The 24,493-nt window shown below is 61.8% G+C and carries 18 protein-coding genes; 6 read left to right on the top strand and 12 right to left on the bottom strand.

Annotation, left to right across the window (positions count from 1 at the left end):
* Positions 1 to 141 precede the first annotated feature (141 nt).
* Positions 142 to 1,734 carry an ABC-F family ATPase gene (locus BGO64_RS03145; RefSeq protein WP_010674576.1) on the top strand — a complete coding sequence of 531 codons (1,593 nt, stop codon included), beginning with the start codon at positions 142 to 144 and terminating at the stop codon, positions 1,732 to 1,734.
* Positions 1,735 to 2,016: 282 nt separating this feature from the next.
* Here the strand turns inward: BGO64_RS03145 and ppiD are convergent, their stop codons facing one another.
* The 6 genes from ppiD to tig all read right to left on the bottom strand — a co-directional run bounded on the left by ppiD (position 2,017) and on the right by tig (position 10,452).
* The gene (ppiD, locus tag BGO64_RS03140) at positions 2,017 to 3,930 is read right to left on the bottom strand and encodes a peptidylprolyl isomerase (RefSeq protein WP_041215257.1); all 1,914 of its coding nucleotides are present in this window, start codon (positions 3,928 to 3,930) and stop codon (positions 2,017 to 2,019) included.
* Between the two features lie 149 nt (positions 3,931 to 4,079).
* The gene (hupB, locus tag BGO64_RS03135) at positions 4,080 to 4,352 is read right to left on the bottom strand and encodes a nucleoid-associated protein HU-beta (RefSeq protein ID WP_005315375.1); all 273 of its coding nucleotides are present in this window, start codon (positions 4,350 to 4,352) and stop codon (positions 4,080 to 4,082) included.
* A 240-nt stretch (positions 4,353 to 4,592) separates the two neighbouring features.
* A complete protein-coding gene (gene lon / locus BGO64_RS03130) occupies positions 4,593 to 6,947 on the bottom strand; it encodes an endopeptidase La (protein ID WP_221436949.1) in 2,355 nt (784 codons plus the stop codon).
* 139 nt (positions 6,948 to 7,086) lie between these two features.
* A complete protein-coding gene (gene clpX / locus BGO64_RS03125) occupies positions 7,087 to 8,361 on the bottom strand; it encodes an ATP-dependent protease ATP-binding subunit ClpX (RefSeq protein WP_010674573.1) in 1,275 nt (424 codons plus the stop codon).
* Between the two features lie 70 nt (positions 8,362 to 8,431).
* Positions 8,432 to 9,055: an ATP-dependent Clp endopeptidase proteolytic subunit ClpP gene (gene clpP, locus BGO64_RS03120; RefSeq protein ID WP_048207565.1), complete on the bottom strand. Its 624-nt coding sequence runs from the start codon at positions 9,053 to 9,055 to the stop codon at positions 8,432 to 8,434.
* A gap of 86 nt (positions 9,056 to 9,141) precedes the next feature.
* Entirely contained in the window at positions 9,142 to 10,452 is a 1,311-nt protein-coding gene (tig, locus tag BGO64_RS03115; RefSeq protein WP_151028030.1) for a trigger factor, read from the bottom strand.
* A 430-nt stretch (positions 10,453 to 10,882) separates the two neighbouring features.
* On the opposite strand from tig, the gene BGO64_RS03110 reads away from it, so the two are divergent.
* Together BGO64_RS03110 and yfbR are read left to right on the top strand one after the other, a co-directional pair.
* Positions 10,883 to 11,317, top strand: coding sequence for a YccF domain-containing protein (locus tag BGO64_RS03110; RefSeq protein WP_124244108.1), 435 nt, complete (start codon positions 10,883 to 10,885; stop codon positions 11,315 to 11,317).
* An 84-nt stretch (positions 11,318 to 11,401) separates the two neighbouring features.
* A complete protein-coding gene (gene yfbR / locus BGO64_RS03105) occupies positions 11,402 to 11,992 on the top strand; it encodes a 5'-deoxynucleotidase (RefSeq protein WP_202042533.1) in 591 nt (196 codons plus the stop codon).
* Positions 11,993 to 12,122: 130 nt separating this feature from the next.
* Here yfbR and lolE read toward each other — a convergent pair whose 3' ends face one another.
* From lolE to BGO64_RS03090, 3 genes are read right to left on the bottom strand one after another with little or no spacing between them, the layout of a single operon-like run.
* Positions 12,123 to 13,364, bottom strand: coding sequence for a lipoprotein-releasing ABC transporter permease subunit LolE (gene lolE / locus BGO64_RS03100; protein WP_286700138.1), 1,242 nt, complete (start codon positions 13,362 to 13,364; stop codon positions 12,123 to 12,125).
* The gene (lolD, locus tag BGO64_RS03095) at positions 13,364 to 14,062 is read right to left on the bottom strand and encodes a lipoprotein-releasing ABC transporter ATP-binding protein LolD (protein WP_010674567.1); all 699 of its coding nucleotides are present in this window, start codon (positions 14,060 to 14,062) and stop codon (positions 13,364 to 13,366) included. The genes lolE and lolD overlap by 1 nt, the downstream gene beginning before the upstream one ends.
* Positions 14,063 to 14,102: 40 nt before the next feature.
* Entirely contained in the window at positions 14,103 to 15,338 is a 1,236-nt protein-coding gene (locus tag BGO64_RS03090) for a lipoprotein-releasing ABC transporter permease subunit (protein ID WP_124244105.1), read from the bottom strand.
* Between the two features lie 76 nt (positions 15,339 to 15,414).
* Between BGO64_RS03090 and BGO64_RS03085 the strand changes: the two genes are divergently transcribed.
* Both BGO64_RS03085 and mfd read left to right on the top strand, forming a co-directional pair.
* The gene (locus BGO64_RS03085; protein WP_042863798.1) at positions 15,415 to 15,990 is read left to right on the top strand and encodes a PilZ domain-containing protein; all 576 of its coding nucleotides are present in this window, start codon (positions 15,415 to 15,417) and stop codon (positions 15,988 to 15,990) included.
* Between the two features lie 42 nt (positions 15,991 to 16,032).
* Positions 16,033 to 19,497, top strand: coding sequence for a transcription-repair coupling factor (mfd, locus tag BGO64_RS03080; RefSeq protein WP_286700137.1), 3,465 nt, complete (start codon positions 16,033 to 16,035; stop codon positions 19,495 to 19,497).
* A gap of 588 nt (positions 19,498 to 20,085) precedes the next feature.
* Here the strand turns inward: mfd and fbp are convergent.
* Positions 20,086 to 21,120 (bottom strand): class 1 fructose-bisphosphatase, encoded by a 1,035-nt coding sequence (gene fbp / locus BGO64_RS03075; protein ID WP_029314452.1) that lies wholly within the window; start codon positions 21,118 to 21,120, stop codon positions 20,086 to 20,088.
* 373 nt (positions 21,121 to 21,493) lie between these two features.
* Between fbp and BGO64_RS03070 the strand changes: the two genes are divergently transcribed.
* Positions 21,494 to 23,110, top strand: a complete 1,617-nt coding sequence (locus BGO64_RS03070; protein ID WP_045524768.1) for a peptide ABC transporter substrate-binding protein — start codon at positions 21,494 to 21,496, stop codon at positions 23,108 to 23,110.
* Between the two features lie 50 nt (positions 23,111 to 23,160).
* Here BGO64_RS03070 and BGO64_RS03065 read toward each other — a convergent pair whose 3' ends face one another.
* Together BGO64_RS03065 and BGO64_RS03060 are read right to left on the bottom strand one after the other, a co-directional pair.
* On the bottom strand, positions 23,161 to 24,081 hold the full coding sequence (locus BGO64_RS03065; RefSeq protein WP_039039040.1) for a DMT family transporter: 921 nt from the start codon (positions 24,079 to 24,081) through the stop codon (positions 23,161 to 23,163).
* Between the two features lie 185 nt (positions 24,082 to 24,266).
* The gene (locus tag BGO64_RS03060) at positions 24,267 to 24,473 is read right to left on the bottom strand and encodes a DUF1107 domain-containing protein (protein ID WP_005324080.1); all 207 of its coding nucleotides are present in this window, start codon (positions 24,471 to 24,473) and stop codon (positions 24,267 to 24,269) included.
* Between the last annotated feature and the right edge of the window lie 20 nt (positions 24,474 to 24,493).

The following is a 24,493-nucleotide window of genomic DNA, read 5'->3' as shown; positions in this document are numbered from 1 at the left end:
GCAAGAGAGGCCGGAGCCCGTTGCCGGCCTGGTCGTGAAACCTTCCCCCCTGCAATAGGGCCAGATCACAGTTCCTGCTAAAACTTTCGGGGGATCTGTGCCATAATGCGCGCCATTTGACAGACCAACCGGGACATTCCAGTGCTTTCAAGCAACAACATCACCATGCAGTTCGGCGCCAAGCCGCTGTTTGAGAACATCAGCGTCAAGTTTGGCGGCGGCAACCGCTACGGCCTCATCGGTGCCAACGGCTGTGGCAAGTCCACCTTCATGAAGATCCTCGGCGGCGATCTCGAACCCACCGGCGGCAATGTGAGCCTGGATGTCAACGAGCGCATCGGTAAGCTGCGCCAGGATCAGTTCGCCTACGAAGAGATGCGCGTACTGGACGTGGTCATGATGGGCCACACCGAGCTGTGGGCCGCCATCGCCGAACGCGATGCCATCTACGCCAACCTGGAAGCCACCGACGACGACTACATGAAGGCCGCCGAGCTGGAAGGCCTGGTCGCCGAATATGATGGCTATACCGCCGAATCCCGCGCAGGCGAGCTGCTGCTGGGTGCCGGTATTCCCATCGAGCAGCACAACGGCCCGATGAGCGAAGTGGCCCCGGGCTGGAAACTGCGGGTACTGCTGGCGCAGGCGCTCTTCTCCAACCCCGACATCCTGTTGCTGGACGAGCCGACCAACAACCTGGACATCAACACCATTCGCTGGCTGGAGCAGGTGCTCAACGATCGTGAAAGCACCATGATCATCATCTCTCACGACCGTCACTTCCTGAACTCCGTCTGCACCCACATGGCGGATCTGGACTACGGCGAGCTGCGGGTCTACCCGGGCAACTACGACGAGTACATGCTGGCTGCCACCCAGGCCCGCGAGCGCCTGCTGGCCGACAACGCCAAGAAGAAGGCCCAGATCGCCGATCTGCAATCCTTCGTCTCCCGCTTCAGCGCCAACGCCTCCAAGTCCAGCCAGGCTACCTCCCGCCTCAAGCAGATCGACAAGATCAAGATTGAGGAAGTGAAGGTCTCCAGCCGTCAGAACCCCTTCATCCGCTTCGAGCAGGACAAGAAGCTCTACCGCAACATCCTGGAGATCGAAGGCGTCTCCAAGGGTTATGGCGACGGTCCCCTGTTCAAGGGGCTCAACATGATGCTGGAAGTGGGCGAGAAGGTCGCCATCCTGGGTACCAACGGGATCGGTAAGTCCACCCTGATCAAGACGCTGGTCGGTGCCCTGGCACCGGATACCGGCACCATCAAGTGGTCCGAGAACGCCCAGATCGGCTACTACGCCCAGGATCACGCCGAAGACTTCGACACCGATCTCAATGTGTTCGACTGGATGGCCCAGTGGAAGCAGGAGAACGAAGACGAGCAGGCGGTGCGCTCCGTGCTGGGCCGTCTGCTCTTCTCCCAGGACGACATCAAGAAGCCGGTCAAGGTGCTCTCCGGTGGTGAACAGGGTCGCATGCTGTTCGGCAAGCTGATGATGCAGCGCCCCAACATCCTGATCATGGATGAACCGACCAACCACCTGGACATGGAATCCATCGAATCCTTGAACCTGGCGCTGGAGATGTACAAGGGCACCCTGATCTTCGTCTCCCACGACCGCGAGTTCGTCTCCTCCCTGGCGACCCGCATCCTGGAACTGACCGAAGACGGCATCCGCGACTTCGGCGGCACCTACGAGGATTACCTGCGCACCCAGGGTGTGGTGTAATCCCCCGCCTTCAAGCAAAGCGATCAGAACCGGCGCCTCGTGCGCCGGTTTTTTTATGCCTCCTTGATCACGCCCCACAGCAAGAGAAGGATTGGGGATAGGGAGAGCAAGAGTACAGCGCGCTGTCATACACCTGTCCCGCACATCCCCAGCCAGGATAGGCAGCACAAGCCCGTGCCTGGCCCTTCCCTCCTGCGCCCGCCCGCTCTGCCGGGCTGTCAATGGCACAAAAAAACGGCTCCATCATGGAGCCGTTTTCACACTTGGGGCCGTGAGGCTGACTTACTCGACAGTGGCTTCCACGTCGGTGAAGTATTCGATCTTGGCCGCCTTGCGCAGCTCGTCGATCAGCGACTTGTAGTCGGCCTGTGCCTTGCCCTGACCCAGCTGACCTTGCAGCAGGCTCACCATCTGGGACGGCTCCTTGATGACGTTGACCTTGTCCAGCGCCACCACCACACGATCACCGTTGGCTTCGGTCACCAGCTCGACGCTCGGCTTGCCATCGGTCGGATGGGGCATGCGGAACGCCTGGGTCACCAGGTTCTGGTCCATCTCCTGGGCGAAACGGGATACGCCGGTATGGGTATCCACTTTCAGACCCAGCGCGGTCAGGTCGGCCTGAACGTTCTCACCGGCCTTGAGCTTGTCCAGCAGACCCTGGGCCTTGCCACGGGCCACTTCACTGGCCTTGTCGTGCTTGATGGCGGTGATCACCTGCTCTTTCACCTCGGCAAGCGGCTTGGCCGCCTTCGGCTGGTGACCCATGATGTGCAGCACCAGCGCCTTGCCGTCGGCCAGCTCGATCACGTCGGAGTTGGTGTTGTCATCGCGCAGCTGTTCGGAGAACGCCACGGAGAGCACCTTGGGATCATTGAGCGGTGCCGGCGCATCGGCCTGGCTGAAATAGCCGGTGGACTGCACCTGGAGGCCCATGGCTTCGGCGGTCAAGTCCAGAGAGTCCGGGTTCTCGAAGCTGCTGTCGGCCATCTTCTGCTGCTCGGCGAAGAACTGCTCCTTGGCCTTCTCAGACTGCAGACGGGCGATGGTATCGCTCATCACGTCCACGAAAGGCTTGGTCTTGGCCGGTTCGACGGCCAGCAGCTTGATGATGTGGAAGCCGAACGGGCTCTTCACCACGGCGGAGAGATCGCCAGCCTTGGCCAGCGCGAACGCGGCTTTCTCGAAGGCAGGATCCATCACCCCTTTCTCGAACCAGTCGAGCTCCCCGCCCTTCTTCGCGGAGAAGGTATCGGAGGAGTCGGCCTTGGCCAGCGCGGCGAAATCGTCACCCGCCTTGGCCTTGGCCAGCACGGCCTCGGCTTTCTGCTCGGCGGCCTTTTCATCCTTGCCAAACGGGATCAGGATGTGCGCCACCTGACGGCGCTCGGGACGCTGGAACAGATCCTGATGCTGGTCGTAGTAATCCTGGGCATCCTGCTCGGTGACCTTGATGTTCTTGCCAAGGTTCGCGGCATCGAGCAGCAGATAGTCGACCTTGACCGTCTCGTCGTTCATGAAGCGAGCGCTGTTGGCCTTGTAGAACTGCTCCACCTCGGCATCGCTCACCTCGATCCCGTCCACATAGGCGGAAGCGGCCAGACGGATCAGGCGCAGGTCACGGGTCTGGTTGTAGAGACGATCCAGTTGCTCTGCTTCACCCTTGAGGGCGAACTCCGATCCCAGCACGGCGCCCATCAATTGCTGGCGCACCATGTCCTGGCGCAGGGAGTCGCGGAACATCTCGGGGGTCATGCCGGCACGGCGAATGAGCTGCAGGTAGCGGTCATTGCTGAACTTGCCGTTCTCGGCAAACTCGGGCATGGCGACGATGGCCTGCTTGATCTGCTCATCGCTGACGCGCAGACCCAGGGAGCGGGCCTTGTCATCGATCAGCGCCTGATCGATCAGACGGTCCAGCACGCCACGGCGGAACTGTTTCATGTAATCGGGATTGGCGGCCAGCTGGTTGAAGGCCTCACCCATTTGGGATTCCATACGGGCCCGCTCATTGCGGTAGGCATTCTCCAGTGCGGGGGCACTGATGTCATTGCCGTTGACGGTGGCGGGGGCGGTACGTGCCGGGCCATTGAGGTAGCTGCCTACCCCGGCCAAGGCAAAGGAGAGGATGATCAGGCCCAAGATAACCTTGGCTACCTTGCCCTGCGCCCCTTCGCGTAGTTTATCCAACATCATGTTTGTACTTATGCTCCCGAACTCGATGGGCGTAAATAATGAAAAGGCGCACCGATTGCGATGCGCCTTGGTCAAGCAGTATGAGGGAGAGCCCTCTCACTTGTCTGGTCAGAGACCAAGGACGGTGCCGATAGATATCAGCGACCGGCTTAGTTGACCGCGTCTTTCAGGGCCTTGCCGGCTTTGAAGGCAGGAACTTTACCGGCAGCGATTTCGATGGTCGCACCAGTTTGCGGGTTGCGGCCGGAACGGGCTGCACGCTCGCGAACGGCGAAAGTACCGAAACCAACCAGAGCAACCTGGTCACCCTCTTTCAGGGCTTCGCCCACGGCATCGATGAAGGCATCCAGCGCACGGCCAGCGGCAGCTTTGGAGATATCAGCACCGTCTGCAATCTTGTCAATCAGTTGAGATTTATTCACTCTTATATTCCCCTTTTATCGAACATCGCTGCGGCGCTGATTTCCCTGGCCACAACAAGTGGAGGTTTTATAACAAGCCTCCTGATCAGTTGCAAGTGACAATCTGGCGCAAACCCGCGCCACATCACGCATTGCGACTCATCATGAGTACCCGATCGGTGGTCAAGGCTACTTCCGTTGTCCGGTGCATGCAAGCCTTAACCACCCCCCGAATGCGCCAAATTTGCGGCGCATCAACATTTACACGACAGAAACGCGTTCGAAACCTTGCGGATTGTCCTGCAACGCCAGTGCAAGCACCTCATCAATCCAGCGAACCGGATAGATTTCAAGATCTTGTTTGACGTTGGCCGGGATCTCCTCGAGGTCACGTTCGTTCTCTTTCGGGATCAGCACACGCTTGATGCCACCACGGTGGGCCGCCAGCAGTTTCTCCTTGAGACCACCGATGGGCAGCACCTCGCCACGCAGGGTGATTTCACCCGTCATGGCCACGTCGGCACGCACCGGGTTGCCGGTGAGGCTGGAAACCAGGGCGGTACACATGGCGATACCGGCGCTCGGGCCGTCTTTCGGGGTCGCCCCTTCCGGCACGTGCACGTGGATGTCGCGCTTCTCGTAGAAGTCGCCGTTGATACGCAGCTTCTCGGCACGGGCCCGAACCACCGTCATGGCCGCCTGGATGGACTCCTGCATCACGTCACCGAGGGAACCGGTGTAAGTGAGCTTGCCCTTGCCCGGCATGTTGGTGGTCTCGATGGTGAGCAGATCGCCCCCCACTTCGGTCCACGCCAGCCCGCACACCTGACCAATCTGGTTCTGGTCGGTGGCCTTGCCATAGTCAAAGCGCTGTACCCCCAGGAACTCCTTGAGGTTCTCCTGGTTGATCTGAACATGCTTGATGCTCTTGTCCAGCAGGATGCGTTTGACTGCCTTGCGACAGATTTTGGAGATTTCACGCTCCAGGCTGCGTACACCCGCCTCGCGGGTGTAGTAGCGAATCACCCCGATCAACGCCGAATCCTCGATGGTGATCTCGGAAGGCTTCAGGCCGTTGCGCTGGATCTGCTTGGCCACCAGGTGCTGCTTGGCAATGTTGAGCTTCTCGTCCTCGGTGTAACCGGACAGACGGATCACTTCCATCCGGTCCAGCAGCGGACCCGGTATGTTCATGGAGTTGGAGGTGGCCACGAACATCACGTCCGACAGGTCATAATCCACTTCCAGATAGTGATCGTTGAAGCTGCTGTTCTGCTCGGGATCCAGCACCTCCAGCAGGGCGGAAGCGGGATCGCCACGCATGTCCGAGCTCATCTTGTCGATTTCGTCGAGCAGGAACAGCGGGTTCTTCACGCCGACTTTCGCCATCTTCTGGATGAGCTTGCCGGGCATGGAGCCGATGTAGGTACGACGGTGACCACGGATCTCCGCCTCGTCACGCACCCCACCCAGGGCCATGCGCACATACTTGCGGCCGGTGGCCTTGGCGATCGACTGGCCCAGGGAGGTCTTGCCCACCCCGGGAGGCCCGACCAGGCAGAGGATGGGGCCCTTGAGCTTGTTCACCCGCGCCTGCACCGCCAGGTATTCGAGGATGCGATCCTTGACCTTGTCCAGGCCATAGTGATCCGCATCCAGCACCTCCTGGGCCTTGCCCAGGTCTTTCTTGACCTTGGAGCGGGCCTTCCAGGGCACCTGCACCATCCAGTCCACATAGCTGCGCACCACGGTGGCTTCCGCCGACATGGGAGACATCATCTTGAGCTTGGCGAGCTCGGCCTGGGCCTTCTCGCGGGCATCCTCCGGCATCCCGGCCTCTTCAATCTTGCGATTGAGGGCTTCGAATTCATCCGGGCTGTCTTCCAGCTCACCCAGCTCTTTCTGGATGGCCTTCATCTGCTCGTTGAGGTAATACTCCCGCTGGCTCTTCTCCATCTGCTTCTTGACCCGGGAGCGGATGCGCTTCTCGACCTGCAACAGGTCGATCTCCGACTCCATCATGGCCATCAGAAACTCGATGCGCTCGGACACGGAGGCGATTTCCAGCACCTTCTGCTTGTCTTCGAGCTTGAGCGGCATGTGGGCAGCCATGGTATCGGCCAGGCGCGCCGCATCGTCGATCGCCGAAATCGAGGTGAGTACCTCGGGCGGGATCTTCTTGTTGAGCTTGATGTAACCTTCGAACTGGCCGATGGCAGAGCGCACCAGCACGTCCTGATCCTTCTCCTCGATGGGGGCGGACGCGATGTACTGGGCCTCCCCGACAAAGAAGTCGCGATCGTCGATCATCCGCTCAAGGCGGGCACGCTGGCCCCCCTCCACCAGCACCTTGACGGTGCCGTCCGGCAGCTTGAGCATCTGCAGAATATTGGCCACTGTCCCGACGGAGAAAATTTCCTCCACCGTCGGTTCGTCAGTCGACGCATCCTTCTGGGCCACCAGCAGGACTTTCTTGTCCTGCTCCATGGCCGCTTCCAGACAGCGAATGGATTTTTCCCGCCCCACAAAGAGTGGAATGACCATGTGGGGATAGACCACCACGTCACGAAGAGGCAGGACGGGAATCTCGATGCGTTCTGAACGCTCTAGGTTCATATATGTCCTCTCGGCTTGTTATACCGTTGGCAAAGGCTTGGCTGAGTATATGGGGGCGCAAAGATGAGATTCAATCGCCTTGGCCGTAAAAAGCATGAAAGGGGCAAAAAGCCCCTTTATGTGATTAAAAATCAGACAGTTACTCTGAGGCTGCGGCCTGAGTCTCGGGATTGTCGTAGATCATCAGAGGCGCGGAGTCTCCCTTGATCACTGTCTCGTCGATCACCACCTTGCTGACCCCTTTCAGGGAGGGCAGGTCATACATGGTGTCGAGCAGCACGGCCTCGACAATGGAACGCAGACCCCGGGCACCGGTTTTGCGCTCCATGGCCTTGCGGGCAATGGCATTGAGCGCGTCGTCACGAAACTCCAGCTCCACCTCTTCCAGGGCGAACAGCGCGGCATACTGCTTGGTCAACGCGTTTTTCGGCTCTTTCAGGATCTGGATGAGGGCAGCCTCGTCAAGCTCGGTCAGGGTCGCGACCACCGGCAGACGGCCGATGAACTCGGGGATGAGACCGTATTTGATCAGATCTTCCGGCTCCACCTTGGCAAAGTTCTCGCTCAGGGTTGCCTTGGCATTCTTGGATTTCACCTCGGCGCCAAAACCGATGCCGGTGCCCTTGACGGAACGCTGCTCGATCACCTTGTCCAGCCCCGCGAAGGCACCACCACAGATGAAAAGGATCTTGGAGGTGTCGACCTGCAAAAACTCCTGCTGCGGGTGCTTGCGACCGCCCTGGGGGGGCACGGAGGCGATGGTGCCTTCGATCAGTTTCAGCAGGGCCTGCTGCACCCCTTCCCCGGAGACGTCGCGGGTGATGGAGGGGTTGTCCGACTTGCGGGAGATCTTGTCGATCTCGTCGATGTAGACGATACCACGCTGGGCCTTCTCCACGTCGTAGTCGCACTTTTGCAGCAACTTCTGGATGATGTTCTCCACGTCCTCGCCCACGTAACCGGCTTCGGTCAGGGTGGTGGCATCGGCCATGGTGAAGGGCACATCCAGCAGACGAGCCAGGGTCTCGGCCAGCAGAGTCTTGCCGCTGCCGGTGGGGCCAATCAGCAGGATGTTGGATTTGCCCAGCTCCACGCCACCGGACTCGCTGCCGCTGCGAAGACGCTTGTAGTGGTTGTAGACAGCCACTGCCAGCACCTTCTTGGCGTACTCCTGACCGATCACGTAGTCGTCCAGATGGGCGCGGATTTCATGAGGGGTCGGCAGCTCGCTACCATCGCGCTTGGGAGAGATCTCGCGGATCTCTTCGCGGATGATGTCGTTGCACAGCTCGACACACTCATCACATACGTAGACGGAAGGGCCAGCGATCAGCTTGCGCACTTCATGCTGGCTTTTGCCGCAGAAAGAGCAATACAGCAGCTTGTCGCCCTCACCCTTGCGTTTCTCTGTCATTCAGCGACCTCGTTTTATCAATAGAGGATGGATCGTCCTGTTGAGTTTACAACAGGACGGGGTACCCTGCTCAGCCGCGCTGGCTCAGGATGCCGTCAACCAGACCATAGGCAACGGCCTGCCCGGCGGACATGAAGTTGTCACGGTCGGTGTCGCGCTCGATAGTGGCCATGTCCTGACCGGTATGGAACGCCAGACGATCGTTCAGGGTATTCTTGATTTTCAGGATCTCCTGGGCATGGATCTGGATGTCAGAAGCCTGCCCCTGGAAGCCGCCCAGCGGCTGGTGGATCATCACTCGGGCATTGGGCAGGCAGAAACGCTTGCCCTTGGCGCCACCGGCCAGCAGGAAGGCCCCCATGGAGCAGGCCTGCCCCATGCAGACGGTGCTCACGTCCGGCTTGATGAACTGCATGGTGTCATAGATGGACATACCCGCAGTGACGGCGCCACCCGGCGAATTGATGTAGATGCTGATGTCCTGATCCGGGTTCTCGGACTCCAGGAACAGCAGTTGGGCCACCACCAGGTTCGCCATGTGATCCTCGACCTGACCGGTCAGGAAGATCACCCGCTCTTTCAGCAGACGGGAATAGATGTCGTAGGAACGCTCCCCTTTCGCGGTTTGCTCTACCACCATCGGGATGAGCGCATTGCGTGGGGATTCAGTCACATCGTTATAGTTCTTGTACATAAGGCATTGTCCCTAAAATAAAATGGCCCGAGTGGAGATCACACGAGCCATTATACTTAACAGTTTTGACCTTAAGTCAAATGTTCTTAGGCAGCGGCACCGGACTTGTTGATCACTTCGTCGAAGGCAACTTCTTTCTCGGTGACTTGCGCCTTGGACAGGATCAGATCGATGGCTTGATCTTCAATGGCCAGGTTGCGCACGCCGTTCAGCATCTGCTCGTTCTGCTGATAGTACTCGATCACTTCTTTCGGATCTTCGTAGGCAGTGGCCATGGACTCGATGATGCTGGTCACACGGGCGTCGTCAGCCTTGATCTCGTTGGTGCGGATAACGTCACCCAGCAGCAGACCAACGCGGACACGGCGCTCGGCCTGGGCCTGGAACAGCTCGGCCGGCAGCTCGGGGGCGTTGCCGCCCTGGAAGCCACCGAAGCGCTGCAGAGCCTGCTGACGCAGGGTGTCGATTTCCTGGGCAACGGCAGCCTTCGGCAGATCGATCTGGTTGGCTTCAACCAGTCCGTTCAGTACCTGCTCTTTCACGCTGTTTTTCAGGGCCTGGGCCAGTTCGCGCTCCATGTTCTTGCGCACTTCTGCCTTCAGCTCTTCAACGCTGCCGCTCTCGATGCCGAAACGCTTGACGAACTCTTCGGTCAGCTCGGGCAACACCTGCTCTTCAACCTTGTGCAGCTTGGAGGCAAACTTGGCAGCCTTGCCCTTCAGGGCTTCGGCGTGGTAGTCAGCCGGGAAAGTGACCTCGATGGTGAACTCGTCGCCCGCTTTCTTGCCCAGGATGGCGTCTTCGAAGCCCGGGATCATGCGGCCAGCGCCCAGTTCCAGGGTGAAGCCTTCAGCCTTGCCACCGTCGAACTCTTCACCGTCGATGGAACCGACGAAGTCCATGGTCACACGCATGCCGTTGGCGGCAGCCACAGCGGCTTCAGTCCAGGTGGCGTGCTGCTTGCGCAGGGTGTCGATCATGTTTTCCAGGTCGCTGTCCTTAACGGTTGCAACCGGCTTCTCGACCTTGATGGTCTCCAGACCGGCAACTTCGAACTCCGGATACACTTCGAAAGTGGCGGTGAATTCGAAATCCTGACCTTCTTTGATCTCTTTCGGATCCATGGTCGGGGCGCCAGCCGGGCTCAGTTTGTTCTCGATGATGGCCTTGATGAAGTTGTTCTGCATCATTTCATCGGCAACGCGGGCGTGAGCCATGGCACCGAACATCTTCTTGATGATGGCAACCGGAGCCTTGCCAGGACGGAAACCGTCGATGCGACGAGTTTTGGCCAGGCCATTCAATTCTTTGCGCACGGCGGCGTCAACGGTAGCGGCCGGTACAGTGATGGTAAGACGGCGTTCCAGACCCTGGGTTGTCTCTACAGAAACTTGCATTCTTTTACCTCGTTCAACTCAGCACTGCGTGCTGACCCTTTATTGCCCCCGGGCAAGCCCGGAGTCTTCCTGTTTATAAAGACAACGACTGTCTTTGTGATGAGAAAATATGACGCGACATTATAGCGGCGTGCAGTGGTCGCGTCGAGCCGCACATCCCCCATCCGGGGCACAGACAGCACAATTTGCGCAAGACTTTCTCCTATATGGGGAAGCCTTGCACCGAGTTCAAGCGTTCCATCCGCAATAATTTGCACTGGCTCACTCTTTTTCACGGCGAACGGGCCATTTTGATCGCCATCCGCCGCCAATCGGGCACAAAAATGGCGTGCTGCGACCCAAATTGTCCACCTTCTCGCCTGTGCCATTGCGTCCCCCGGCAGGGCTCGCTATGGTGACAGCCAATTCACGTGCTGCTGGAGTCACCCACATGTCCTTTTTCCGCTTCTTGTTCAATCTGCTCTGGTTCGTGCTGGGAGGCGTCTTCATGGGGCTGGCCTGGTGGCTGGCGGGGCTGCTCTGCTTCGTCTCCCTCATCGGGATCCCCTGGGGACGCGCCTGCTTCGTCATCGGCACCTTCACCTTCTTCCCGTTTGGCAAGCAGGCGGTGAGCCGCAAGAGCATGACGGGCCAGAGCGACATCGGCACCGGCGCCCTGGGGGTGATTGGCAACATTCTCTGGTTTGTGCTCATCGGGGTCTGGCTGGCCATCGGCCACATCGCCTCGGCGCTGGCCTGTTTCGTCACCATCGTCGGCATCCCGTTCGGCATCCAGCACCTCAAGCTGGCCCTCATCAGCCTGGCCCCCATCGGCCAGATGATAGTGACCAACCACGAGGCCGAATCGGGCCGCTACATCCGCTGACGGCCCATCTCAGGCTATCCTTGCGGGTGGAAAAAAGGGCAGACTAGGGTCTGCCCTTTTTCATTGCCCCATTCGAGGTCTTCCATGCTGCCCAGCCATTTTTTTGCCAACCTCGCCCGTATGCGCCTCATCTACCGCTGGCCCCTGATGCGCAACATCCAGCCCGAAAACATCGCCGAGCACAGCTTGCAGGTTGCCATGGTGGCCCACGCCCTCGGCCTTATCAGCAATCGCCTGTTCGGCGCTCAGGTGGATGCAGACCGGGCCGCCGTCATGGCCCTCTACCACGACAGCAGCGAGGTACTGACCGGGGATCTGCCCACACCGGTCAAGTACTTCAATCCCGAAATCGCCCGCGAATACAAGAAGATTGAGCTTGCCGCCGAGCAGCGCCTGCTGGGGATGTTGCCGCCTGAGCTGGTCGAGGACTTTCGCCCCCTGCTCGACTCCGGCGCCCAGGACGAGGCCCTCACCAGCCTGGTGAAGGATGCAGACACCCTCTGCGCCTACACCAAGTGTCTGGAGGAGCTGAGCGTCGGCAACCGGGAGTTCGAGCCCGCGCGAAAGCGCCTCGAGCAGATGCTGGACGCCAGGATGACCCCCGCCATGCGCTACTTCATCGATGTCTTCGTGGGGAGTTTTTCACTGCCTCTCGATGAGTTGAATGCCCATTGATGCCATCAACACGGCACCAGGCATCATCTCCTCCTGCGTATTGCCCCGATAACCGCCACTTCGGGGGTTTCCCCACAAAAGAGTGACAATAAAAAGGGCCCCGCAGGGCCCTTTATCACATCCATGGGCATCAATGCCCCAGTTCCCGGGACGGCACCAGGCCGCTCGCCCGCCAGGCGGGATAGAGGGTCGCCACCAGGCTCATCAGGATGGCGGCGCCGGTCACGATGAGCAAGTCCTGCATGTGCAGCTCGGTCGGCAGGAAGTCGATGAAGTAGATGTCCGGATTGAGGAAACGGTGCCCGATCACCCCTTCGATGGCGCTCAGGATCTGGGTCAGCTTGCTGGAGAGCAGGCCGCCCAGCAGGGCGCCTAGCAAGGCTCCCGCCACCCCGTTCACCATCCCCTGGATGACGAAGGTGAGCCGGATCTGGCCCGGGCTCGCCCCCATGGTCTTCAAGATGGCGATCTCGCTGCGCTTCTCGTTCACCGCCATCACCAGAGTGGAGACGATGTTGAAGCAGGCCACCGCCACCACCATCAGCATCACCACGTACATCACGGTGCGCACCATCTGGATGTCCTGATAGAGATAACCCTGACGGCTCATCCAGCTGCTGATATAGACGTAGTGCGGGAATTTCTGGGCCGCCGCCACCGTGATGGACTGGGCCTTGAGCACGTCGCTCACCTTGAGGCTGAACCCCTCCACCGCGCTGCCCATGCCTGTGATGGCCTGGGCGTCCGCCAGGTGCATGAAGCCGAGCAGGCCGTCGAGCTGGCCACCGATCTCGAGCAGCCCTACCACGGTGAGCGCCTCCCGTTTCGGGTTCTTGATGCCGGCGACATCACCCGCCTGGGGCAGCAGCAGGGTGACGGTGTCCCCTGTCTTGACCCCCAGCTTGTCGGCGATGATCTTGCCGAGGATGACTCCGTGTTCACCCGCCTGCAGCTCGCGAAGGCCCCGACCCGTCATGAAGTTGCCCGCATCGGAGAGATTGGCTTCCAGCTCCGGCAGCACCGCACGCAGCTGGACCCCCTTGAGGGCGGAGCCGTGCTCCAACAGGCCGTCCAGGCGAATGACGGGCGCAGCCGCCTCCACCCCGGGCTGGGCCAGCAGGTAGTCCCTGAGCCTCGGCCAGTCAGGCAGCGGCGCTTCCATGCCGATGAGTTCGCCGTGGGGGACCACGGAGAGCACCCGGTTCTTGAGCTCCCGCTCGAACCCGTTCATGGCGGAGAGGCCAAGAATGAGGGCCATCACCCCGAGGGCGATGCCGATGAGGGAGGAGGCCGAAATGAAGGCGATGAAGCCGTTGCGGCGGCGGGAGCGACTGTAACGCAGGCCCAGGAACAGGGGCAGCGGCTTGAACATCAGGCGACCTCCGCCATGATGCCGCTCACCAGGGTGACCCGGCGGTGGAGCTTGGCGGCCAGGCTCAAGTCATGGGTCACCACCACGAACGCGGTGCCAAGCTCGCGATTGAGCTCGCACAAGAGCTCATAGACGGCGGTGGCGCTGGCATGATCCAGGTTACCGGTGGGCTCGTCCGCCAGCACCAGGCTGGGTTCGTTGACCAGGGCTCGGGCGATGGCCACCCGCTGGCGCTCGCCACCGGAGAGCTCGGACGGTCTGTGGTTGAGACGGTGGGAGAGCCCCACCCGCCCCAACATCTTGCTCGCCTTCTCGGTGGCGCTGGCCACCGACTCACCGGCGATCAGCAGCGGCATGGCCGCATTTTCCAGCGCGCTGAATTCCGAGAGCAGGTGGTGGAACTGGTAAACGAAGCCCAGCTCCTGGTTGCGAAACCTCGCCTGGGTGCGGCTGTCCCAGCCATGGATGTCCTGCCCCTTGAACAGCACGGCGCCGCTGGAAGGGTTGTCCAGCGCCCCCATCAGGTGCAGCAGGGTGGTCTTGCCGGAGCCCGAGCTCCCCACCACCGCCAGCATCTCCCCGGGGGCGACGTCCAGCTCGATCCCCTTGAGTACCTGGGTCTCCAGATTGCCCTCTTTGTAGACATGATTGAGGGCCTGGCAGCGCAGCAGCGGCTCGCAGGAGACGGATTGATTCATAACGGGGGCTCCACTTGCACCAGTAACAACAGAAGATGAATTATTCATAACGCAGCGCCTCCGCCGGTTTGACCCGGGCCGCGCGGGAGGCCGGGTAAAGGGTGGCACTGAAACTCAGCAGCACGGCACCCAGCAAAATGGTCATGACCTGGGCCGGCTCGACGATGACCGGCAGACCGCTGCCCCCCGCCGCCATATAGAGGTTGAGCCCAAGGGCGTTCAGCAGAGGATTGAGGCCGAAGCAGAGCGCCAGCCCCGCCAGCCCCCCGAACAGGGCGCCGATGACGCCGCTCGACGCCCCCAGCACCATGAAGATCTTGACGATGCCGGATTCGCTCATGCCCATGGTACGCAGGATGGCCACCTCCCCTTCCTTGTCGGTGACCACCATCACCAGGGCGGAGAGGATGTTGAAGGTGGCGACCGCGATGATCAGCACCAGCATCAGCCCCATCATCCGTTTTTCCATGGCCACCGCCTGGAACAGCTCGCCGCGCTCGCGGCGCCAGTCCTGCCACTCCAGCCCGTCCGGCAACGCGGTCTTCACCACCTCGTCGGCGGCGAAGGGATCGTCCAGCCAGAGGCGGATGCCACCCACCTTGTCTGCGGGCAGGCGCAGCATGCGCTGGGCATCCCCGAGGGCAATCAGGGCCACCTGGCTGTCCACGTCGGCGCCGACCCCGAAGATGCCGGAGACGGTGAAAAGACGCTGGGCCGGCACCCGGCCAAAGGGGGTAAAGCGGGTACCTTCGGTCAGGATGAGACGCACCTGGTCGCCGATAGAGACCTTGAGGCGGCTGGCCACCCCCTGCCCCAGCACGATGTGGTATTCACCGGCCTGCAGGCTGTCAAGGCGCCCTCCCAGCATCTGGGCGTGCAGGATGTCATTCTTGGGCCAGCGGGCGGGATCGATCCCCTGCACGCTCACGCCGGTGAGCTGGCCCGGGCTTTGCAGCATGCCTTCGCTGTCGAGCATGGGGGCCGTGGCCACCACGTGGGGCAAGCGGGCCAGGTCGGGCAGACCTTCGGGCTCGGCCTCGATGCGTCCGGCCTGATTGGTCACCACCACATGGGGGATCACCCCGAGGATGCGCCCCTTGAGCTGGCCTTCGAACCCGTTCATCACCGAGATCACCACCATCAGGGCGGCGACCCCGATGGCGATGCCAAAGGTGGAGAACAGGGAGATAAAGGAGACGAAGCGGTTACTGCGTCGCGAGCCTGCATAACGCAGGCCGATGGCCAGCGACAGTGGCTGAAAAAGTCCGGTCTTCAAGGATATCTACGTTGCCAACGAAATAAGATACCGGATAATAAAGGGAAACCGTCTATGACAACAAGGGATAGCCTCCATGCAGGAACAGTTCTTCAGCGTCACCCATGCCACGCCGGTCAATGTGATCCCCATGCCGGCCGACTTTCGTCTGCCGACGCTGGAGGCCCTGGAGGCCGAGTTGCCCGAGCCGTTTCGCATCGCCTCCGCCATCACCTCCATCGATCTGGTGAGCAGCCGGTTGCTGCGCAGCCAGAACGAGTCCATGCACGATCTGGTGGAGATCATCAATCAGCAGTCCCGCAAGATCGACATGATCATGGGCTATGTGCTGGCGGCCCAGGATCACCCCGAGCACCGCTTCCACACCCTGCGCTTTGGCGCCGGGCAGCTCACCTACCTGCACCCCCACCAGGGGCACGGGGAGGCCCCCGCCCTGCACCAGATCGTGCGACTCAAGATCTTCCTGCGGGAAGAGGCCTCCGCCGTCTACTGCTACGGCGAGGTCGTGCAGCGGGACGCCGGAGAGCATGGCACCCACGTGGTGCTCGACTACGTGCGCATCCGCGAGGATGACCGGGAGCTGCTGGTGCGCGCCAGCCTGCATGTGCAGTCGAAACAGCTCAAGCTGCGTGCCCAGGAACGTCAGCGCTAACCCAGGTCCATGTCAAAAGAACGCCAACAGTAAAAGACTCCGATGATGCCAATGACCCTCCCCGCCTTGCCCGCCAAAGCGGGCCAGAAGACAACGTTCGGCCAGCTGGTCGGCAGCAGCCTGGCTCTGGTTGCCGCCCGCCTCACCCGGGAAGCCCGAAGACCCGTCCTGCTGGTCACCGCCGATACCCCGAGCGCCTTGCGCCTTGAACAGGAACTGGGGTTCCTGCTGGCGGATCAGGATTGCCCGGTGCTGCTGTTCCCGGACTGGGAGACCCTGCCCTACGACAGCTTCTCTCCCCACCAGGACATCATCTCCCAGCGCCTCGAGACCCTCTACCAGTTGCCGCAGATGCGCCACGGCGTGCTCATCGTGCCCATCTCCACCCTGATGCTGCGCACGGCGCCCCAGGCTTATCTCGACAAATACAGCCTGATGGTCACAAGCGGCCAGCGCCTCAACCTGCAGCAGCTGCGCGGGCGTCTGGCGCAGGCGGGCTACGTGGCGGTGGAACAGGTGCTTGAGCATGGCGAATTCGCCGCCCGCGGCTCCCTGCTGGATCTCTTCCCCATGGGGAGCAGCCGCCCCTATCGCATTGATTTTTTCGACGACGAGGTGGACTCCATCCGCCCGTTCGACCCCGAGACCCAGCGCTCCAGCGAGCCGGTGAAGTCGGTGAGCCTCCTGCCCGCCCGGGAATTTCCCACCGACGAGGGGGCCATCGAGCTGTTTCGTGGCCAGTATCGCGAACAGTTCGAGATCTCCCGGGCCGAGGGCTCCGTCTATCAGGAGGTGAGCAAGGGGCGCTGGCCCGCCGGCATCGAATACTACCTGCCGCTCTTCTTCAACCAGACCGCCAGCCTGTTTGACTACCTGCCCGAAAACACCCTGCTGCTCACCGTGGGGGAGATCTACCCCGCGGCCCAGCGTTTCTGGAACGACATCGGCCAGCGCTATGAAGACAGACGCTGGGACAACACCCGTCCCCTGCTGCCGCCCCAGCAGATCTATCTGCCGGTGGAGCAGCTCTTCGCCGCCCTCGGGGACTATGGCGCCGTGCGCCTGCAGGAGGCGACCGTTGACGGCGGAGCGGGTCAGCACGATCTGCCCCTCGCCCCCCTGCCGGATCTGCAGCTCGACCACAGCAAGGAGCAGCCCCTGCTGGCCATTGACGGCTTCCTGCAAGGCTTTGCCGGGCGCACCCTGTTTGCGGTGGAGTCCGAGGGGCGGCGCGAGGGGCTCGGGGATCTGCTCGCACGGATCAACCTGCAACCCCGGGAGTTTGCCTCCCTCGACGCCTTCCTCTCGAGCGATGCGCGCCACGGGCTGCTGGTCTGTCCCCTGGAGCGGGGCTTCCTGCTGCAAGAGCCCGGCCAGACGCCCCTTGCCCTCATCACCGAGGCCGAACTGCTGGGCGGCAAGATCCGCAGCAAGCGCCAGCGGGACAAGAGCAAGAACTTAAGCTCGGATGCGGTGATCCGCAACCTGGGCGAGCTGACCCAGGGCCAGCCGGTGGTGCACCTGGATCACGGGGTCGGTCGCTATCTGGGGCTCGAGACCATAGACGCAGGCGGCCTGCCCACCGAGTTTCTGACCCTGGAATACGCCGGCGGCGACAAGCTGTTCGTGCCGGTCACCAGTTTGCACCTGATCAGCCGCTACACCGGCTCCGACAACCCGCCCAGCCACAAGCTCGGCGGCGAGGCCTGGGTCAAGGCGCGGCGCAAGGCGGCGGAAAAGGTGCGGGACGTGGCGGCCGAGCTGCTGGATGTCTATGCCATGCGGGCAGCCCGTCACGGCTTTGCCTTCAAACACGACCGGGAGGCCTACCGCCAGTTTGCCGCGAGCTTCCCGTTCGAGGAGACCGAGGATCAGCTCAATGCCATCAATGCGGTGCTCGGCGACATGTGCCAGGCCAAGAGCATGGACCGCCTGGTGTGCGGCGATGTGGGCTTTGGCAAGACCGAAGTGGCGATGCGGGCGGCCTTTGTGGCCGTGCACGGTGGCAAGCAGGTGGCCGTGCTGGTGCCCACCACCCTGCTCGCCCAGCAGCACTACGACAACTTCCGCGACCGCTTCGCCAACTGGCCGGTGCGGGTGGAGGTGCTGAGCCGCTTCCGCTCCGCCAAGGAGCAGAGCGCGGTGATGAAGGAGATGGCCGAGGGCAAGGTGGACATCATCATCGGCACCCACAAGCTGCTCGGCGCCGAGCTCACCTTCAAGGATCTGGGCCTGCTCATCGTCGACGAGGAGCATCGCTTCGGGGTGCGCCAGAAGGAGAAGATCAAGGCGCTGCGCGCCGACGTGGATATCCTCACCCTCACCGCGACCCCCATTCCCCGCACCCTCAACATGGCGATGTCCGGCATGCGGGATCTCTCCATCATCGCCACCCCGCCCGCCAAGCGGCTCGCCATCAAGACCTTCGTGCGCCAGCACGAACCTGCGGTGGTGCGCGAGGCGGTGTTGCGGGAGCTGAAGCGTGGCGGCCAGGTCTACTACCTGCACAACGACGTGGAGAGCATCGAGAAGTGCGCCGCCGATCTTGCCGAGCTGGTGCCGGAGGCGCGTATCGGCATCGCCCACGGCCAGATGCGCGAGCGGGAGCTCGAGCGGGTGATGTCGGACTTCTACCACCAGCGCTTCAACCTGCTGGTGTGCACCACCATCATCGAGACCGGCATCGACGTGCCGAGCGCCAACACCATCATCATGGACCGGGCGGATCACCTTGGTCTCGCCCAGCTGCACCAGCTGCGGGGCCGGGTCGGGCGCTCCCACCACCAGGCCTATGCCTACCTGCTCACCCCCCATCCCAAGCTGATGACCAAGGATGCGGCCAAGCGGCTGGAGGCCATCGCGTCCCTCGAAGATCTCGGTGCCGGCTTTGCGCTCGCCACCCACGACCTGGAGATCCGCGGCGCGGGCGAGCTGCTCGGCGACGATCAGAGCGGCCAGATCGAATCGGTGGGCTTCACCCTCTACATGGAGATGCTGGAGCAGGCGGTGGAAGCGCTCAAACATGGCAAGGAGCCGTCGCTGGAGCAGCTCATGAGCCAGCACACCGAGGTGGAGCTGCGTCTGCCCGCCTTGCTCCCGGACGACTACATCCCGGACGTCAACATGCGGCTCTCCATGTACAAGCGCATCGCCAGTGCCGCCGACGAGCAGGAGCTGCGCGAACTCAAAGTGGAGCTCATCGATCGCTTCGGCCTCTTGCCGGAGCCGACCAAGACGCTGATGGAGCTGGCCGCCTTCCGCCAGCGCGCCACGGCGCTGGGCATTCGCCGGGTGGAGATGAGCGAGCGCGGCGGCTATCTGGACTTTACCCAGGAAACCCGCGTCAACCCGGCCTATCTGGTCAAGCTGCTCTCGGAGCAGCCGCGCATCTACAAGATGGACGGACCGACCCGGCTGCGCTTCCAGGTGCCGACCCAGGACAGGGCCATGCGCCTCAAACTGGTGGACGGCCTGCTGGCGGATCTCGCCCGCCATGCCACCCCCTGAGGGGAAGCATGACGTCAGCAGGGCGCGACCTGCCGCCTACAACAACGGGAGCCCCAGGGCTCCCGTTTCGTTGCTGGCAATGGGCGGCATCTCGCCCCCGGCCCCCCTTCTTGCCTCCCGATGCCTCGGTTCGCCCTTCTGGCAGCACCATTTTGCCGCCGAATCCATCTGTTGATACGATGCATTGAGTCATCACCCATCTGAAAAACAGATGGATGTGGGGATGATCGTGGGCAAAAAACGGGTTCAACGCGCCTCGATAGCCCCGCAGATGGCCCGTTCCGTATTTATCCCGCCCACGTATCCAGACCAGATATCCCGGCCAGGCATCCCGGCAAGGGGGCCACCAGCCATTGCACCGCGACAACCGAAGCGCCGCGTCGGTCCGTTAGCTCGTCAACCGCCAGCCCGTCAGCCCGTCAGTCCGTCAGTCCGTCAGTCCGTCAGTCCGTCAGTCCGTCAGTCCGTCAGTCCGTCAGTCCGTCAGTCCGTCAGTCCGTCAGCATATCAACCTGGCTACATCCGCCTGCACGCCAATAAAAACGGGAGCCTTGACGGCTCCCGTGACGAAGGGACGCTGGCCCGGGCTTAGCCCTGGTTGGCCGGATCCTCGTGGGCGGAGAACTCCCGCATGAAGGCCTCGGCCCGCTCCACCATCCTGGTGGACCCGACGAAGTAGGGGGTGCGCTGGTGCAGAGCGGTAGGCTGGATGTCCATGATGCGGCCAAAGCCATCGGACGCCTTGCCACCGGCCTGCTCCACCAGGAAGGCCATGGGGTTGCACTCATAGAGCAGGCGCAGCTTGCCGTTCGGGGAGTTGGTGCCGGACGGGTAGATGTAGATGCCCCCCTTGAGCAGGTTGCGGTGGAAATCCGACACCAGGGAACCGATGTAGCGGGAGGTATAGGGCCTGTGAGTCGCCTCGTCACGCTCCTGGCAGTATTTGAGGTACTTCTTCACCCCGTCCGGGAACTTGATGTAGTTGCCCTCGTTGATGGAGTAGATCTTGCCCTCCTCCGGAATGCGGATGTTCTCGTGGGAGAGGCAGAAGCAGCCGATGGAGGGGTCATAGGTGAAGCCGTTGACCCCAAAGCCGGTGGTGTAGACCAGCATGGTGGAGGAGCCGTAGACCACGTAGCCCGCCGCGACCTGACGGTGACCCGGCTGCAGGAAGTCCTCCAGAGTGACCCCGGCGCCCGGTTTGCTGACCCGGCGGTAGATGGAGAAGATGGTCCCGACCGAGACGTTGACGTCGATGTTGGAGGAGCCGTCGAGGGGGTCTATCAGCACCACATACTTGGAGTGACGGGAGAGCTCGGAATCGAAGGAGACGAAGTCCTCCTCCTCCTCAGAGGCCATGCCGCACACCTCGCCACGGGCCTCCAGCGCCGCCTTGAAGCGCTCGTTGGCATAGACGTCCAGCTTCTGCTGCACCTCGCCCTGCACGTTTTCGGCGCCGATGGAACCGATGATGTCCGCCAGACCCGCCTTGTTGATCTCCCGGTTCACCACCTTGGCGGCCAGGCGGATGGAGCTGAGCAAGGAGGTCAGCTCGCCGGTCGCGGTCGGGTAGTCCGCCTGCTTTTTGACGATGAACTCGCCCATGGTGATCATGTTTCGCATTCTTGTTCCTTTAAGATCGTTTCCGTTGGCCGTTGAAAACGTTTGCAAGTGTCGGCAAAAAAAGTGCCGATCCCCGGCAGCGTTGTTTTGTAACCCAATGTAACGCCTGTTTTTTGTTTTTGCAGCGAATTAAGCCGTACTTTAAATCGCCAGAAAACCGCGCCACCACGGGCTTTCGGCGTGAAACAAGGGTGTCATCCGGCATCTTTTGGGGGGTTAATTCGTGACAAGAATGCATCCGGGCCGACGCGGCTGCCCGCCTTGCTCCCCCTGGCGCCCGGCAATGTTGCGCCAGAGGCGCCCCTCTTGAGATCTGCCCCCCAATCCCGCACACTGGCTGCGCTTTGGAAGCAAAAAAACATAAGGATATTCAATGAAAAAGTCGCTTATCGCCGGGGCGGTTGCCGCTCTGCTCACCCTCCCCGTCCTCGCCGCCCAGGTGCCTGAAGGCACCCAGCTTCTGCCAGCCACCCAGCAAGTGTTCGTGCGCAACATCGGCACCGAGCCTGCCTCCATCGATCCCCAGATGGTGGAAGAGAGCGCGGGCAGCGACGTCGTCAACGATCTGTTCGAGGGGCTCTATACCCTGGATGGCAACGGCAAGCTGCAGGCGGCGGGCGCCCTTGGCTACGAGCTCGATGCCACGGGCACCGTCTACACCTTCAAGCTCAGACCCGATGCCAAATGGTCCAACGGCGAGCCGGTGACGGCGGCGGACTACGTCTATGGCTGGCAGCGGGCGGCGGACCCCAAGAACGCCTCCAACTACGCCTGGTTCATCGAGCTGACCGGCGTCGCCAATGCCAGCGACGTGGTGCAGGGCAAGCAGAGCCCGGATGCCCTGGGGATCAAGGCGCTCGATGACTACACCCTGCAGATCACCCTGAAAAACCCGGTCCCCTTCTTCCTCAAGACCCTCTCCCACTACACCACCTTCCCGGCGCCCAAGGCCACCATCGAGAAGTTCGGTCATGAGTGGGTCAAACCGGCCAACATCGTCTCCAACGGCGCCTTCGCCCTCAAGGAGTGGACCCCGAACGAGCGCCTCATCGCCGAGCGCAACCCCCACTACTGGGACAACGAGCACACCGTGCTGAACAAGGTGATCTATCTGGAGATCGTCTCCGATACCGCGGCCTACAACCGCTATCGTGCGAGCGAGCTGCACTACACCACCTATCCCCTGGAGCAGTATCAGCAGATCAAGCGCCAGAGCCCGGAGGAGCTGGTGAGCGCCCCCATGCTCGCCACCTACTACTACGTGTTCAACACCCAGCGCAAACCCTTTGACGACGTCAGGGTGCGCAAGGCACTCTCTCTTGCCATCGACCGGGACACCATCACGGAGAAGATCCTGGGACAGGGGCAGCTCTCCGCCTTCAGCCTGACCCCGCCGAGCGTGGACGGCTTCGAGCTCAAACGCCCCGCCAGCGAGCTGATGAGCAAGGAAGAGCGCATCAAGCAGGCCAAGGCGCTGCTTGGCGAGGCGGGTTACGGCCCTGACAAGCCGCTGACGGTGGACATCCTCTACAACACCAACGAGGGGCACAAGAAGATAGCGCTCGCCATCTCCTCCATGTGGAAGCACAACCTGGGGGTCAAAGCGGAGCTCAACAACATGGAGTGGAAGACCATGGTGTCGGCCCTGAACGAGGGTGACTTCGGGGTGAGCCGCTACTCCTGGAACGGAGACTACAACGATGCCTCCACCTTCCTCGACATCATGACCTCCAGCAGCAGCGCCAACAGCGGCAAGTGGTTCAACAAGGAGTACGACGCCCTCCTGGCCAAGGCCCATGACGCCAAGGACCCCGCCGAGCGCAACCGCCTCTATCAGCAGGCCGAGGTGCTGATCGATGAGGAGGCCCCCATTGCCCCTGTCTACTTCTACGTGAAATCACGGCTGCTCAAACCCAACGTCAAGGGCTACCCCTACCAGAACCCGCAAGACCTGGTCTATGCCAAGGATCTCTATCTGACGGCGCAGTGACGCTGGGCACCGAACCAAAAAGACCGCCTCGAGGGCGGTCTTTTTTTATCCTACTTTTCCTGACAGCCCGCCACCGCGAGCCGGGCGCGTCTTCGCACCGTCACGGGCCTCACCAGCAACTGCGCCAGCAGCACCCCCATCAGGGTCATGCCGCCACCGATGAGGTGATAGCTGGTGAGCCGCTCCCCGAGCCAGCTGATGGCAAGGGCGGCCGTCATAACCGGCAACAGGTTCATGAAGATGGCGGTGCGGCTCGCCCCGAGCAGGGCAATGCCCTGCATCCAGAGCCAGGGCGAGAGGGCCGAGGTCGGGATCCCCGCATAGAGGATGAGCCAGAGGGCGCTGCCATCGGGCCAGTGCCCGTCCACCAGCAGATAGAAGGGGGTGAGGAACAGGAGGCTGCACAGCACCTGACCGTAGAGCATGGACCAGTTGTCCAGCCCCAGATCCCAGCGCTTGAGCAGCACGCTGTAGAGCGCATAGGTGGCCGCCGAGAGCAGCATGTAGACGGAACCGATATGGATGCCCTGGGTCAGCAGCCGGGCCGGATCCCCCTGCCCCAACAAAATCGCCAGCCCCAGAATGGAGATGGCGCCTCCCAGCAGCGCCCCCCAGGTGGGCCGCTCGCGCAGCAACCAGATGCTGAGCAGCACCGTCATCAAGGGGGTCAGTCCCATCATCAGGCCAATCTCGGTGGCCCCCAGGGTCTGGGCCGCGTAATAGCCAAAGGTCTGGTTCAAGACCATCCCGAGCAGGGCCAGCACCGCCAGCTTCGAGAAACCGGCCCGCAGTTTGCGGCGCTCGCGCCAGGCCCGGTGAGCCAGAAACGGGGTCAGCACCAGGGCCGCCACCATCCAGCGCGACCAGGCGAGCGCCGCAGGAGACAACACCCCGACCGCCAGCTTGCTGACGATGCCATTGCCGGCCCAGATGGCCATGCAGGAGAAGGGAAACAGGAAGGCAAGGGGCATTGCTATATCCAGAATAAAAAGGCGGGTATTGCGCGCGAGTATAGAGAGGCAATCAGGATAAGCAAGCCTGCCAACGCAGGAAGAAGCGCCATGACGCGAACGGTTGGCACCGCGCCCAGGCGCCATCAACAATCATGCCCGCACAGGGGCGGGCATGAGGGGGACCAGGGTCAGCCTGAGGCGCATCAGGCGGCATCCATGTGGAGCCTTGAAATCAGTTCATTGACCTCGAGCACCGTCTGGCGATGGGGAATGTCGGCTTGCAATGGCATCATCAGCAAGCCCGACTGGAAATCGAAGCGCCCCCTGCCGTGGATGTAAATCCGCCCCTTGAAGAAGGTTTTGACATGTTTTGCCACCATCAGTGGCAGGTACTTCTTGAACACTCTCATCGTTTGCAACCTCTTGAAGT

This window comes from Aeromonas sp. 62-46, from assembly GCF_001898585.1.
In the GTDB taxonomy this organism is placed as follows: domain Bacteria; phylum Pseudomonadota; class Gammaproteobacteria; order Enterobacterales; family Aeromonadaceae; genus Aeromonas; species Aeromonas caviae.
This window is presented reverse-complemented; position numbering and strand designations above follow the sequence as displayed.

Bases quoted from the DNA above. Each gene is read 5' to 3' on its own strand.
- ppiD (WP_041215257.1), bottom strand. From the start codon at position 3,930: ATGATGTTGGATAAACTACGCGAAGGGGCGCAGGGCAAGGTAGCCAAG.
- BGO64_RS03070 (WP_045524768.1), top strand. From the start codon at position 21,494: ATGAAAAAGTCGCTTATCGCCGGGGCGGTTGCCGCTCTGCTCACCCTC.
- BGO64_RS03065 (WP_039039040.1), bottom strand. From the start codon at position 24,081: ATGCCCCTTGCCTTCCTGTTTCCCTTCTCCTGCATGGCCATCTGGGCC.
- yfbR (WP_202042533.1), top strand. From the start codon at position 11,402: ATGCTGCCCAGCCATTTTTTTGCCAACCTCGCCCGTATGCGCCTCATC.
- lon (WP_221436949.1), bottom strand. From the start codon at position 6,947: ATGAACCTAGAGCGTTCAGAACGCATCGAGATTCCCGTCCTGCCTCTT.
- tig (WP_151028030.1), bottom strand. From the start codon at position 10,452: ATGCAAGTTTCTGTAGAGACAACCCAGGGTCTGGAACGCCGTCTTACC.
- clpX (WP_010674573.1), bottom strand. From the start codon at position 8,361: ATGACAGAGAAACGCAAGGGTGAGGGCGACAAGCTGCTGTATTGCTCT.
- mfd (WP_286700137.1), top strand. From the start codon at position 16,033: ATGATGCCAATGACCCTCCCCGCCTTGCCCGCCAAAGCGGGCCAGAAG.
- fbp (WP_029314452.1), bottom strand. From the start codon at position 21,120: ATGCGAAACATGATCACCATGGGCGAGTTCATCGTCAAAAAGCAGGCG.
- clpP (WP_048207565.1), bottom strand. From the start codon at position 9,055: ATGTACAAGAACTATAACGATGTGACTGAATCCCCACGCAATGCGCTC.
- BGO64_RS03060 (WP_005324080.1), bottom strand. From the start codon at position 24,473: ATGAGAGTGTTCAAGAAGTACCTGCCACTGATGGTGGCAAAACATGTC.
- BGO64_RS03085 (WP_042863798.1), top strand. From the start codon at position 15,415: ATGCAGGAACAGTTCTTCAGCGTCACCCATGCCACGCCGGTCAATGTG.
- lolD (WP_010674567.1), bottom strand. From the start codon at position 14,062: ATGAATCAATCCGTCTCCTGCGAGCCGCTGCTGCGCTGCCAGGCCCTC.
- lolE (WP_286700138.1), bottom strand. From the start codon at position 13,364: ATGTTCAAGCCGCTGCCCCTGTTCCTGGGCCTGCGTTACAGTCGCTCC.
- BGO64_RS03110 (WP_124244108.1), top strand. From the start codon at position 10,883: ATGTCCTTTTTCCGCTTCTTGTTCAATCTGCTCTGGTTCGTGCTGGGA.